Source organism: Fulvivirga sp. (assembly GCF_040218215.1).
In the GTDB taxonomy this organism is placed as follows: Bacteria; Bacteroidota; Bacteroidia; order Cytophagales; family Cyclobacteriaceae; genus Fulvivirga.
The window spans coordinates 165,198-178,131 of record NZ_JAVJQL010000014.1 but is presented as its reverse complement, the minus strand read 5'-3'; the positions used below and the strand labels follow the sequence as shown (position 1 = coordinate 178,131).

Below are 12,934 nucleotides of genomic sequence, written 5' to 3'. Positions count from 1 at the left end.
AACTTTATTTACTGATATTTAATTGGCAATGAGCTAATTGTAACATGAATCTAAAACCTTTACTTAAGTATAACCTGGATTTTAAGATTGTAATAGTAGCGGTCTTATATTATCTGGCGGCAAGGTTTGGGTATTTTTTAGCTTTTGAAAATGCCAGTTCGTTACCTACCTGGCCTCCCTCAGGTCTGGGATTTGCTTTAATTATTCTTCTGGGGCGTAAAGCTTGGCCGGGCATTACCATTGGAGCTCTTTTGGCCAGTATCATGGCCATGAAAGCCACTGCGCCTGACTTATCAGCACAAAATGTAATTTCTATTTCCAGCTTTATGGCCATAGGTAATACGCTGGAAGCGGTTTTAGGAAATTTTTTGCTTAAGCTCTGGGTAAGGGATGATTTTCCATTCCATCACACAAAAAATACTTTTAGGTTTCTTTTTATAACAATGGTTATTGCGATAGTTGCTTCAACTATTGCCACTTTTAGTTTGTGGGTTAATGACCGCATCTCTGCTGGGTACTTTATGACGGCCTTGTTTCGTTGGTGGGTAGGTAATGTGGTAGGTATATTGTTGTTCACTCCATTTATCTTATCATTATTCCGAAAGCATAAATTTTCATTTCATACTGACAAGATTTTAGAGATAGTGATCTTCGCTGTACTTGCTGTGGGGTTATATTTATTGCTTCAGGTCGAGGAACTAAGCTTTACCATGTCCAGAGCCCTGCCATACCTTTTAATACCCTTTTTATTGTGGTTGGCTTTCAGGTTTCAATTGATTATTTCCATTTCAGCAGTGGTTATTGTGTCAGTGGTTACCATCTATTTAACAGCCAATAATACGGGGCCGTTTGTTCTTGAAACGGCAAGCAGCACCATGCTTCTCTTGCAAATTTTTGTAAGCGTGATAAGTATATCCACAATTATTTTGGCAGCCACAGTCAAGGAAAGAACTGAAGTTCAGAATAAGCTTGTGAAGTTTAATGAGAACCTGGAAGATATGGTTAAGGCCAGAACCAAAGAGCTTAATGACCAAATAGAAACGCGCAAAAAAGCTGAAGATAAGCTTAAAAACACCAATGAAGAATTGAGTAAGAGAAATGTGGAGCTTGATAATTTTGTCTATAGCGTTTCTCATGACCTTAGAGCTCCAATTGCCTCGGTTTTAGGTATTATCAATTTGGCTAAGAGGGACGAGGATAGGAACATGAAGGATGCTTATCTGGATATGATCAATAAGAGCGCTTTGCAACAGGATAACTTCATTAAGGAGATTCTTGATCAGTCCAGAAACTCGAGGCTTGAAGTTAAGCGTGAGGAGATATCATTTAAGTCGATAATTGATGAGACTTTTAATCAGTTGAAGCATGCCACTTCTGATGGTGAGAAAGTTGAAAAGAGCATTAATATAAAACAAGATCAGCCTTTTTATTGTGATGCATGGCGAATTAAGGTTATCCTCAATAATATTTTTTCAAATGCCATCAGGTATCGTAATGGCCGCGATCCGGTAATTAAAGTTAACGTAAGTATAAAGGATCATGCTGCCAAACTTGTGATTGAAGATAATGGCAGGGGTATTTCTAAAGAACACATTGACAAAGTTTATGATATGTTCTACCGTGCCACTGATGATGGTGCAGGCTCCGGGCTAGGTTTATATATTGTTAAAGAAACGGTAGATAAACTTAAGGGCAAGATCAATATTGAATCAGAAGAAGGTAAGGGAACTAAAGTGTCCTTTGAAATACCTGAAGTGGAAACTGCTTAAAGGTTCATTTCCATAATTACATATTCTTGCTCCCCTCTGTTAAATTTCTTAGAGGTTTTAGATAAACCAAATTTTTCATAAAAACCTGTTTTGTCAACTCTCGCATTGCACCAAAGTAGAGAAACATCTTCATGCTTCAAGTGTGCTATTAAATGATTAATTAGTGCTGAACCATATCCATTACCTTGCTCACTTACCAGAGTAGCCAATTTTCTAAATTGTGCTTTGTCCCCTTCAATAAATACAGATACTACAGCTACTATTTCTTTATTTTTCCAAACAGCAAAATGGATTCCATTTTCATCATCAGGGAGCTTAATATAATCTACAGCCTTATCTGGCCACATAACCTCATGCCTTATTGGCCAGGTTAGTTGATAGGTAATCTGCTCAATACTATATCCCAAAACAGAGAATAGAAATTGGTTATTTGATAGGATCCTGACTTACAGCCACGGCTATTTTTGAATCGGCAGTGCCATAATATAAAAACCATTGATCTTTGAAATAAACAAGGCCTTCAACAAAACATACTTCATTTACTTCACCCACTTTTTCATAGTCCTTGTCAGGATGGATGAAGTAACTCTCTGTGCGGTCTATTAATTTGTAAGGCACCTCTTTATCAAACAAAGCCTGCGCTGCTGCGTAAGTGAATTTTGGTAAGCTTGGATCATTAAAATTGGCCGCATTGCTCGCATTGTAGATCAGCAATATCCCAATATCTGTGTAAAGTGCATACGGGCCTGGTTCCACAAGGCGACTATCAAAATAGCCTGGTCTTGGGTGCAAAACTGAAAACATTTTCTTTGACTCTTCATTGACGGCAATATCCCAGTTAATTAAATCTTTTGAGGAGGCCATAAACAAATTGGTATCACCAAAATACATCCAATAGAGGCCATTAATCTTCTTGGCTACCACCTGATTTCCTTTTAATTCACTAACAATTGCTCCGGCTTTAGACCAAGTATCTTTATGTTCTTCACTGCTAAGCACTAAACCATGTTTTGTCCATGTTTTTAAATCTTTAGATGAGGCAATACTTAACCGAGCCGTTTTTCCATCATATGAAGTGTAGGTCATAAAATACTCACCACTTTCACTCATAACTATTCTTGGGTCTTCAACACCATCAAAATAGCAGAAATAGCATTCTTCTGAGTTTACCTGCTCGGCTTCTGATTTTTTGTAGTTCCACTCATTTACCTTCATATCATCATTATCAGGGTAGAAGATAGGCTCTGGCTGTTTTATAAAATGTAAACCATCTGTACTAATGGCCATTCCAATTCTTGAAGTGCCGTTTAAGTCCTGCGCCCTGTAAAGCAGAAAAACAGTATCATTCCTTACCAAAGCGGTGGGGTTTAGCACATTGCGTTCTTCCCATTTCACCATATTTTTGGTAATGGGATCAGTGAATTCCAGCTCGGGGGATGGTTTTAAGATCGGATTAATACTATCAACCTTTTCGAAGCCCTCAAAATGCCAGCTTTCGGTTGTTTGTTCACTAACTTCTTCATGTAACTGCTCTTTTTGCTGACAAGCAATAACTAATACAGATAGAATAACAACGGCAATTTTTTTCATTTCTATTAGGATTAATGATCAACCTACCAAGATAACCCATTTATTGCTGATAATTGAATTCTTTCTTTCTGTAGGATATAAAGATGATCACCGCCAAAGTAATCAAACAAATACTCATCAAGGCAGGTATGAGGTAAGTGTATTCTGAAGATAGGTTTAATCCCATTATTAGTGCACCTAGCGATATAAGACCAGCCATAACTGCATAGCTTTTTTCCATATAAAACCAGGCGTAGGGAAAGAAATGTGCACCAGTGATAATGGCATAGGCCATCACAAAATAGTCCGGGTATTTGATGAGGGTAAAGATTAGAAAAGGGAAGTAGAACAGTTGTGCAAAATTAAACCAGAGCCCTAATGGCTGAAGGGGATTGTCTTTTACTTTCCAGTCGGTTTTAAACATTTTTGAAAACATAAAGGCCATAGGAAGTAGCAATCCACCAATCATAAAGGTGAATACACTTTTGCTGTAGGACGTATAGGGTAGTGTCCAAATAAATGCAATTGAAATCCAAATAATTGATGCGGCAATAATAAAATCGATACCGTTTTTAGCTTTAACAGAGAGCTCAATTCTCAACGTGTCTAATTCAAGTTTTTTCATGTTGTATTTTCTGAGGTTAGTAAATAATCAATTATTTACCCCTTGGATACAACTTTGATCAATTTGTTACAATCAAATAAAACTATTTTTTCACTTATTCTAATCCCGATTGAACCTTCCTGAAAAATAGGCCATGAGATAGCCCAGAAAAAGGTGAATGCCAATCATCATCATTAAGGGAAGCATGGCTTTGGCCTGTTGTGGAGGCGTGCTGGACAACGGAACAATTATCAAATTCATTACCAGCCAAATGAATAACCCAAAAGACAGCCCAAAGGGAAATCTGTTTTTAAAAAACATTCTCACATTCATGTAAAGAATATAAAACAGTGATGTCCAGCACATGGCAATAAGCATATGAAATAATAGTCCATAGGCAGCACTGGTTATACCGCCTGCAAATGCATCCCTTCCTAATGCACCGCTGGCAACAAACTGCAATACCTTGATGGGGTCTGCACCATTAAAAATGTAGGCATGTGTAAATGCAAGAAGGATATCCACTATGCCGATGATCAGTCCGAGTTTGATGATGTTTTTAATGTTTACCTTCATGATTCTTCTAAATTGGAGGTTAACATCATACAAACTCTTCCATGAGGGGCATTGCATTTTAATGTGGCACCCGAAATGTAGTTTGTAAAAGATGTGATTTCTTTTGTGTGGATGTGAATACAAATACCATCATTTAATCCCTGATCAAGTGTATAGGGAGCAATGAAATTGAATGCGTTTAGTTTTCCCATTTTTAGGTTTTAAATAAGATTCGATTTCAGTTCTGTTTGATTCGAAACCTTCCTATTTATCCTTCAAGGACTTCAATCTGATGTCCCAGGTTACTAACTGTGGATATTACACCTTCAATATAACATGGATTTCCTTCAAAACGAAGAATATTGTCACAGTCTTCTAAATCGAAATTGACTTGGCAATTTGAAAAAGTAGACTTCAACAATTCTTTAATCCCATTTGCAGAATTTATATCCGAAACGTTGGTCTTAAATACCTCAACTACGGACTGGGTTTCATAGAGCAAGCCTGGCTTCATGAAGTTTTTGAAATTGCAAATAAGAGATTACTAATATGATCATTAATACAACCGGAAGAATTAACTCCGGCCCAAAGCCGGTAACCACCCAGTGGCTGATAAAGGCACTTATAAAATCAAACCCGAATCCTGCATAAGTCCATTCCTTTACTTTTCTGGGTAAATTAGGTATAACCAATAGGATAGAGCCTATTACTTTATAGACCACAAGCATAGTTCCGAAATACTCGGGGTATCCTAGATGACGAATTCCTTCTTTTGCCAATTCGGTATGGCCGGTTAGTGCTGGCATCACGCCTTCAAAAAGGAAGATGATGCCAGTTGTAATCCAAAAAATAATCGTTGTCTTTTTCATGTTTAGTTGGTTTTTATGTTTTCATATTGATAATTAAGTAGCCATCTAATGCCAAATTTGTCGGTAAGACAGCCATATAGCGCTCCCCAAAATGTTTTATGTACCTGATCAATGGTTTGACCATCTTGAGCGAGTAATTCAAAACTCTTTCTTAAAGATTGCTCGCTTTCGAAGTGTAATACAATAGCCATGTTATTTCCTCTTTTGTAGGCTTCATTGCCCACCATATCCGTTGCCATAAGTTTCAGCGGCCCGGCATTGAGGTAGGAGTGTAGCACTGTGTTTTTCATTTTGGTAGGCATATCATCACAAACTGGTGATTGACCGACTGTCTGAATATCGAGTGTGCCACCGAAACACTTGTGATAAAAATTCATGGCCTCTGCACAGTTGCCATTGAATGTGATATAACTATTGCTATCAGTCATTTTACGCTCGTGTTTGGTCAGTTAGATTCGACATAAGCTTTGAAGTTATCAAGTATCGTTTGCCAGCCACCTCTTTGCATTTCTATGCTATTTGTAGTTTCTGCTTCAAATGTCTCGCTCACATGAACTTTATCACCCTTCTCTTCAAATATTATTTCTACAGTTCTTCCATCGGCAATTTCATAAGCTATTTTTTTATGACGCTCCAGAGTTGTGTAAATGCCTTCAAAGTCAAAACTCATACTGCCATCTTTAGCTGCCATGGTAGCAGAAAATTTACCTCCTACCTTTATGTCTGCCTCTGCTTTTGGACAGTGCCAATCATCACTGGCAAAATTCCATTTTATAATGTGCTCTGGCTCTAGCCAGTATTCCCATACTTTGGTAATTGGAGCTGCTATCTCGGCTTCAATTGTGATTTTTGTCTTTTCTGCTGTACTCATTATCTTATTGTTTAAATATTAATCCTGTTTTGATAGTGTAAATGTAGAAATTAAAGAAAATGACAGTCCTGTGTAAAAACGACAATATAAGGGCTATTTGCGACTGATTAATTTTCTTATATTTAGTTATCAATTTAAGATTATGAAAAACGTATCCATACTTGTTCCTGAGTCCTGCGTAATGCAGGCTGTAGCTGATCCCAGGTACCTATTCACAGCTGTAAATCAGTTTTTAAGCATATCAGGAAGCCCTCCTTTGTTTAATGTAGAACTGGTGGGTCTTAATAAGGAAGTGCAATTGAATGAAGGCATTTTTACCGTTCACATGGATCGGTGTATCTCTGAAGTTGATAAAACTGATCTGATTTTTATACCTGCCTTGTTCGGAGACATGGAGACCGCCATTAAAGCCAATGAAGAATTAGTGCCTTGGATAGTTGATCAATATCAAAAAGGAGCAGAGGTGGCTTCTTTGTGTGTCGGTGCGTTTTTGTTGGCTTCAACCGGGCTACTTGACGGCAAGAAATGCTCCACACATTGGGGTTTTGCTAATGAGTTCAGAGCGCTTTTTCCAAAGGTGGAAGTGGTAGATGGTAGTATTATTACTGAAGAAGTTAGGCTTTACTCAAGTGGTGGGGCCAATTCATATTGGAATTTACTCCTGCATCTTGTTGAAAAATACACGGACCGCGAAACGGCCATATTAGCGTCTAAATATTTTGCTATTGACATTGATCGTGACAATCAGGCCGCTTTTGCCATGTTTAAAGGTCAGAAGAATCATAATGACGAAGAGGTACTGCAAACTCAGGAATTCATAGAAAATAATATTACAGAAAGATTGTCTGTAGATGATCTGGCTGAAAGTGTGGCCATGAACAGGAGAAGCCTTGAAAGGCGTTTTAAAAAGGCAACCAACAATACAGTGCTGGAATACATTCAAAGGGTTAAAATTGAGTCTGCAAAGCGCAGTTTCGAATCAAGCAGAAAGAACATTAGTGAGGTAATGTATGATGTTGGCTATACAGATTCTAAGGCATTTAGAATGGTGTTTAAGAAGATTACCGGCCTCACCCCAGCAGAGTATCGCAATAAGTACAATAAAATGGCGGCATAGTTAAGGCTTAACTGTTGATCTGGTTTTACTGGATTTTTTCAAATACCAATCTGTAATGATCCATTATTTCCTGTTCGAAGCAGACTTTATTTGGGCTGATTTTAAAGACGGCAACTTGATGTCTGAATTCTTTATTGGTAAGGTATTTAGGCAGTAGAGATAAATACAATAGGTATTTTTTCAAGTTAAATTTTCTGAATTTTTTGCGCCACTGTTTAATGGTTTCAATATAATCGAGTCTACCACTACTTTGTGAAATTAGCTTAAAGTGGGGGGCGGCACAATTGATGACCATTTCAGGGCTGTCAGGTAACCATGAGCCTGGAAATTCTTTCATCATTAACGCTAGTACATGGGATGCAGAACCTCTTTCAGCATTGATATCAATATCTTTATGATCCAACATGTTCTTGCTGAAGGTCATGGTCTGCATGTAGTACCTGCCACCAACTGGCAAAAGATCAGATAAAGTTTTAAAAAAATTACGATAGACCCTTTCTTGTTTACCATCTTTCCACTCTTCAACAGAGCAAAAATGTTCAAGTCCGCCAATACAGGTGATGGCGTCAAATGTTCCAAATTCTTCGGGGGTAAGGTATCTGCAGTCTTTAACAATTACATTCATTCCGTTTTTTTGACATGCTTTAGCCTGACCGGAGGAAAGGGTTAATCCAATACTGGTAGCACCTCTTTCTTGTGTGATGTATTTTGTAAATGGAGCCCATCCGCAAGCCATATCCAGCACCTTACTTCCTTTTTTGATATTCAGGCTGTCTGCAATAAACTTATGCTTGGCCTTTTGCGCCTTTTCCAGTGGCATTGAAAAATCACCGTCATATTTGGCCCCACTATAATCTCCCGATTCGCCCATGCTTAAGCGAAAAATCTTGTCTATTGTAGTATATGTAAAGTCTAGATCGTAACTATTGGCCATTGTTGTTGTGTTTTGATAGATTTCTTCATTCAATATGATATGAAGGATTGAACAATGGACTAATCTTTACGGCAAAAGGAACTTTATTGCTTTCTAGATTGACTCAGTATTCTGAAAAGGGCAATAAAAAACCCCGCTTAGCGGGGTTTTAAATCATGATTTTTGTTTTGCAGCAATTAGATTTAAAGCACTGCCTGCTCTAAACCAGCCTATTTGCTGCTCATTGTAAGTATGATTTACCTTTATTGTATCTGAGCTTCCATCTTTATGGTTTAATACCAAAGTCAATGGCTTGCCTTCAGAGAAATCTTTCAAGTCAACCAAGTCCAAAGTATCGTCTTCCTGAATAAGGTCATAGTCAGCTTCATTAGCAAAAGTAAGTGCTAGCATACCTTGCTTCTTAAGGTTGGTTTCGTGAATTCTGGCAAATGACTTCACCAATACTGCCTTCACGCCTAAATGCCTTGGCTGCATAGCTGCATGCTCTCTGGATGAACCTTCACCATAATTGTGATCCCCAACTACAATGGATGGCACACCAGCGGCTTTGTAAGCCCTGGCCGTGGCAGGAACAGTCCCATACTCACCAGTTAATTGATTTTTAACCGAGTCAGTGGCTTCATTGGCAAAGTTAACAGCACCAGTTAATGTATTATCAGAAATATTATCTAAGTGACCTCTGAATCTTAACCATGGACCAGCCATTGAAATATGGTCAGTTGTACACTTACCTTTGGCTTTGATTAAGAGTTTCATACCAGTAATATTATTTCCATCCCATGGAAGGAAAGGAGATAATAACTGAAGTCTTTTAGAATCAGGAGCTACCTTAACTTCAACACCGCTTCCATCTGCTGCTGGAGCCTGATAACCATTATCTTCAACATCAAATCCTTTTTCTGGAAGTTCCCAGCCAGTAGGAGGGTCAAGCTTCACTTGCTCTCCGTCTTCATTGGTCAATGTATCAGTTAAAGGATTAAAACCTAAATCACCAGATATTGCAATTGCAGCTACCATTTCTGGTGAAGTTACAAAGGCATGTGTGTTAGGGTTTCCATCGGCTCTTTTAGAGAAGTTTCTATTGAAAGAGTGAATGATAGTATTCTTCTCTTTCTTATCAGCACCAGCCCTGTCCCACTGACCTATACAAGGGCCGCAGGCATTGGTAAAGATTCGGGCATCAAGATCTTCAAAAATCTTGATGAAACCATCTCTGTCAACAGTGTATCTTATTTGCTCAGAGCCTGGGTTGATCCCAAATTCTGCTTTAGTCTTTAATTTCTTGTCAACAGCTTGTTTTGCAATGGAAGCAGCTCTTGACAAATCTTCATAAGATGAATTGGTACATGAACCAATCAAGCCCCACTCAACTTTGGTAGGCCATCCGTTTTTCTCCGCTTCAGCTCGCATCTGAGAAACAGGGGTAGCTCTGTCTGGTGTAAAAGGGCCGTTTACATGCGGTTCCAGAGTGGATAGGTCAATTTCTATAACCTGATCGAAATATTTCTCTGGATTAGCATATACCTCTGGGTCGCCAGTCAAATGTTCTTTTACTCCATTGGCAAGATCAGCAACTTCAGCTCTTTCTGTAGCTCTTAAGTAACGATCCATTGATTCATCATAACCGAATGTAGATGTGGTTGCACCAATCTCAGCGCCCATATTACAGATAGTACCTTTACCGGTGCAAGACATTGATTTAGCACCTTCACCAAAGTATTCAACAATAGCTCCCGTTCCACCTTTTACAGTTAAGATACCAGCCACCTTAAGAATAACATCTTTAGGAGCGGTCCAGCCGCTAAGTTTACCTGTAAGCTTAACGCCAATTAGTTTAGGGAATTTAAGCTCCCATGCCATACCAGCCATTACGTCAACAGCATCTGCACCACCAACACCAATAGCCACCATACCAAGCCCACCAGCATTTACAGTATGTGAGTCTGTACCGATCATCATACCACCTGGGAAGGCATAATTCTCTAATACCACCTGATGGATAATTCCGGCTCCCGGTTTCCAAAAACCTATACCATATTTATTAGATACTGATTCTAAGAAATTGAATACTTCACCACTCGCAGTTAAAGATGTTCTTAAATCTTCAACGGCACCTTGCTTAGCCATAATCAGGTGATCGCAGTGTACAGTTGAAGGTACAGCGGCTGTCGGTTTACCTGCTTGCATAAACTGCAAAAGGGCCATTTGAGCAGTAGCATCTTGCATGGCTACCCTGTCAGGAGCAAAATCAACATAGGATTTGCCTCTACCAAAGGCTTCTAATTTTTGGTCAGAATATAAGTGTGAGTATAAAATTTTCTCTGAAAGGGTTAGTGGCTTGTTAACCACTTTTCTCGCAGCTTCTATTCTGGCTCCCATACCAGCATACACTGCTTTGATCATATCTAAATCAAACGCCATATAATGAGTTGTTTTCGGTTATCAAAATTGAAGTTTAAAGTTACAAATTAAATTTTTGCTGTAAAGGGAATAATACTTAATTAGACTCTTTATAAACAAAAAAAAGGCACTTCAATATTATTAAAGCGCCTTTTTGAAGTTTTAACAGGTAAGTAATGACTATTTGCTGTTTATATAATTAAGAAATTCATTTTTAGCCTGATCTTCCTTGAATTTGCCACCAAAAAAAGCGGTTCCAGTTTTACTATTGGTATCACCGACACCTCTGGAAGCAACGCACATATGAGTAGCATCAATTACAACACCTACATGTTCAGTTTTTAATACGTTTTGTAACTCCTTCGCTATCTGCACAGTTAATCGCTCCTGAACTTGCGGTCTTCTTGAATAGTATTGCACAATTCTATTGATTTTGGACAAACCAATAACCTCTCCACTTGAAATGTAGGCTACGTGTGCCTTGCCATAAATGGGAACAAAATGGTGTTCACAGTGAGAGTAGAAAGTGATGTCCTTCTCTACCAACATTTGATCATACTTGTACTTATTCTCAAATAGACGAGCCTTTGGTTTGTTAGCAGGGTTTAATCCACTAAAAACCTCTTTCACATACATTTTGGCTACTCTATGTGGAGTGCCTTTTAACGAATCATCCGTTAAATCCAGCCCCAGAATATTCATTATTTCGGTAAAATGACTTTCTATCTGCTTTACCTTTTCATCATCATGCATTTCAAATGCATCACCTCTAAGCGGGGTGTCAAATGAAGTTGCTACATGGTCATCATCCATGTCCTGATCATCAAAGTTATGCTGGATATTCAACAAAATTTCTTTCTGTTTCATACAATCTGATTTTTAAATCAATGGCCTCATCTATTTCCTTTCGTAAGATGTTGAATATCACTACGGCAATATTTTCGGCTGTTGGGTTTAAATTTTTAAAATACTTGGTATCTAGATTAAGGTTTTTATGGTCAAATTGTTTTAAGACTTTATCCTTGATCAAAGTACTCAATTTTTTCATATCGTAGACGTAGCCAGTACGTTCATCTATCTCCCCAATCAGCCTTACCTCAAGGTCATAATTATGTCCGTGGTAATTAGGGTTATTACACTTTCCAAAGACTTTTTGATTTGTCTCATCGTCCCAGTCAGGGTTAAATAAACGGTGGGCGGCATTAAAATGCTCCTTTCTATAAACAGCTACTTTCATCTACTCAAATTCAAACACCGGATCAGTGATTAATGTTCGAACAAGAATAAATATTATTTTATATATCAGGGCAAATATTCTGATGATATTGAATAAAAGGAGTTTAGAAGTAGCGTTCTTTTATGAAATGACCATCTAAAAGTTCTAAATCCAGGGTTAGCGTAAGCTCGTGACTACTAAACTGGCTGCCTACCGATTGATTAGTAGGAACCTCAAATGTGTATCCAAACCGTAAATTTTCTTTTAAAAGCATTCCGAAGGTTAGTCCATAAGTCTCAAGATTTCTGCTCATTAGGCCCGCATTAAATCGATCAAGAAACAGGAGGGAGGCACTTAAGTCGATAGATGCCGGAGCTTCAGCAACTGCTTTAATCAGCGTTCCGGTTTTAAGTGCCAGGCTGTTATTTAATAGAAATACATAACCAAGTCCGAGATAGTAATGCCTTGAGTAAATCTGTGTCTCAACATTATCAATATTTTCAGTACTGTTAATTAGCCTTGGCACCGACAACCCAATGAAATATTGTGGACCTTTAATAATGGCTCCAGCACCAATATTGATCTTGGTAAAGCTTTGATTGCTCGAAAACAAGGCATCGTTGGGGTCTCTTATGTCTAACTCATCATTGTTCTCTCTATAAGTGTTAATACCAGTCTGCATCCCGAAAGAGAAGGTGTTATCACCAAATTCAATTTTATAAGCCCCTGAAATATTGATCTGTGTGTTTGTGACAGAACCAATCTTGTCATTGATAATGGTAAGCCCACCACCAACTTTGTTATCAAAGAATGATGAATTAGCAGATAGTAAAGCCGTTTTAGGAGCACCATCCAGTCCTGTCCACTGCGCACGATAGGCTAATGATGCGCTGAATACATTATTGATACCTGCATAGGCAGGGTTTAATACAATAGGATTGTTCAGGTATTGTGAATACAAAGGATCCTGCTGGCCATACGAACCATAAGTAGCTAACCAGACTAAAGCGATGGTAAGGTATCTTTTCAT

The 12,934-nt window shown here is 38.3% G+C and carries 16 protein-coding genes; 2 read left to right on the top strand and 14 right to left on the bottom strand.

The features are described 5' to 3' along the window. Nucleotides 1-44: 44 nt before the first annotated feature. Nucleotides 45-1,769, top strand: a complete 1,725-nt coding sequence (locus tag RIB54_RS09490) for a sensor histidine kinase (RefSeq protein ID WP_350100688.1) — start codon at nucleotides 45-47, stop codon at nucleotides 1,767-1,769. Here the strand turns inward: RIB54_RS09490 and RIB54_RS09485 are convergent. From RIB54_RS09485 to RIB54_RS09445, 9 genes are all read right to left on the bottom strand, one after another. Next, the gene (locus RIB54_RS09485) at nucleotides 1,766-2,176 is read right to left on the bottom strand and encodes a GNAT family N-acetyltransferase (RefSeq protein WP_350100687.1); all 411 of its coding nucleotides are present in this window, start codon (nucleotides 2,174-2,176) and stop codon (nucleotides 1,766-1,768) included. The genes RIB54_RS09490 and RIB54_RS09485 overlap by 4 nt on opposite strands. Nucleotides 2,177-2,195: 19 nt before the next feature. Next, nucleotides 2,196-3,359, bottom strand: coding sequence for a glycoside hydrolase family 130 protein (locus RIB54_RS09480; RefSeq protein ID WP_350100685.1), 1,164 nt, complete (start codon nucleotides 3,357-3,359; stop codon nucleotides 2,196-2,198). Between the two features lie 40 nt (nucleotides 3,360-3,399). Next, nucleotides 3,400-3,963, bottom strand: coding sequence for a DUF7010 family protein (locus RIB54_RS09475; protein ID WP_350100684.1), 564 nt, complete (start codon nucleotides 3,961-3,963; stop codon nucleotides 3,400-3,402). Nucleotides 3,964-4,062: 99 nt separating this feature from the next. Further along, nucleotides 4,063-4,518 carry a hypothetical protein gene (locus RIB54_RS09470; RefSeq protein WP_350100683.1) on the bottom strand — a complete coding sequence of 152 codons (456 nt, stop codon included), beginning with the start codon at nucleotides 4,516-4,518 and terminating at the stop codon, nucleotides 4,063-4,065. Then, nucleotides 4,515-4,709, bottom strand: a complete 195-nt coding sequence (locus RIB54_RS09465) for a hypothetical protein (RefSeq protein ID WP_350100682.1) — start codon at nucleotides 4,707-4,709, stop codon at nucleotides 4,515-4,517. Before RIB54_RS09465 ends, RIB54_RS09470 begins: the two co-directional genes overlap by 4 nt. Nucleotides 4,710-4,765: 56 nt before the next feature. Further along, nucleotides 4,766-5,011 (bottom strand): hypothetical protein, encoded by a 246-nt coding sequence (locus RIB54_RS09460; RefSeq protein ID WP_350100681.1) that lies wholly within the window; start codon nucleotides 5,009-5,011, stop codon nucleotides 4,766-4,768. Next, entirely contained in the window at nucleotides 4,989-5,366 is a 378-nt protein-coding gene (locus tag RIB54_RS09455) for a DoxX family protein (protein WP_350100680.1), read from the bottom strand. The genes RIB54_RS09460 and RIB54_RS09455 overlap by 23 nt, the downstream gene beginning before the upstream one ends. Before the next feature lie 2 nt (nucleotides 5,367-5,368). Beyond that, the gene (locus tag RIB54_RS09450) at nucleotides 5,369-5,794 is read right to left on the bottom strand and encodes a VOC family protein (RefSeq protein WP_350100679.1); all 426 of its coding nucleotides are present in this window, start codon (nucleotides 5,792-5,794) and stop codon (nucleotides 5,369-5,371) included. Between the two features lie 17 nt (nucleotides 5,795-5,811). Then, complete coding sequence (locus tag RIB54_RS09445; protein WP_350100677.1) at nucleotides 5,812-6,237, bottom strand: SRPBCC family protein; 426 nt, start codon at nucleotides 6,235-6,237, stop codon at nucleotides 5,812-5,814. A 142-nt stretch (nucleotides 6,238-6,379) separates the two neighbouring features. On the opposite strand from RIB54_RS09445, the gene RIB54_RS09440 reads away from it, so the two are divergent. Then, entirely contained in the window at nucleotides 6,380-7,354 is a 975-nt protein-coding gene (locus RIB54_RS09440) for a GlxA family transcriptional regulator (RefSeq protein ID WP_350100676.1), read from the top strand. A gap of 25 nt (nucleotides 7,355-7,379) precedes the next feature. Here RIB54_RS09440 and RIB54_RS09435 read toward each other — a convergent pair whose 3' ends face one another. From RIB54_RS09435 to RIB54_RS09415, 5 genes are all read right to left on the bottom strand, one after another. Further along, the gene (locus RIB54_RS09435; RefSeq protein WP_350100675.1) at nucleotides 7,380-8,288 is read right to left on the bottom strand and encodes a class I SAM-dependent methyltransferase; all 909 of its coding nucleotides are present in this window, start codon (nucleotides 8,286-8,288) and stop codon (nucleotides 7,380-7,382) included. 153 nt (nucleotides 8,289-8,441) lie between these two features. Next, nucleotides 8,442-10,709, bottom strand: coding sequence for an aconitate hydratase (locus tag RIB54_RS09430; protein WP_350100674.1), 2,268 nt, complete (start codon nucleotides 10,707-10,709; stop codon nucleotides 8,442-8,444). Between the two features lie 159 nt (nucleotides 10,710-10,868). Further along, the gene (gene folE / locus RIB54_RS09425; RefSeq protein ID WP_350100673.1) at nucleotides 10,869-11,555 is read right to left on the bottom strand and encodes a GTP cyclohydrolase I FolE; all 687 of its coding nucleotides are present in this window, start codon (nucleotides 11,553-11,555) and stop codon (nucleotides 10,869-10,871) included. Then, nucleotides 11,518-11,925 carry a 6-pyruvoyl trahydropterin synthase family protein gene (locus tag RIB54_RS09420; RefSeq protein ID WP_350100672.1) on the bottom strand — a complete coding sequence of 136 codons (408 nt, stop codon included), beginning with the start codon at nucleotides 11,923-11,925 and terminating at the stop codon, nucleotides 11,518-11,520. The genes folE and RIB54_RS09420 overlap by 38 nt, the downstream gene beginning before the upstream one ends. A 103-nt stretch (nucleotides 11,926-12,028) precedes the next feature. Next, the gene (locus RIB54_RS09415; RefSeq protein ID WP_350100670.1) at nucleotides 12,029-12,934 is read right to left on the bottom strand and encodes a PorP/SprF family type IX secretion system membrane protein; all 906 of its coding nucleotides are present in this window, start codon (nucleotides 12,932-12,934) and stop codon (nucleotides 12,029-12,031) included.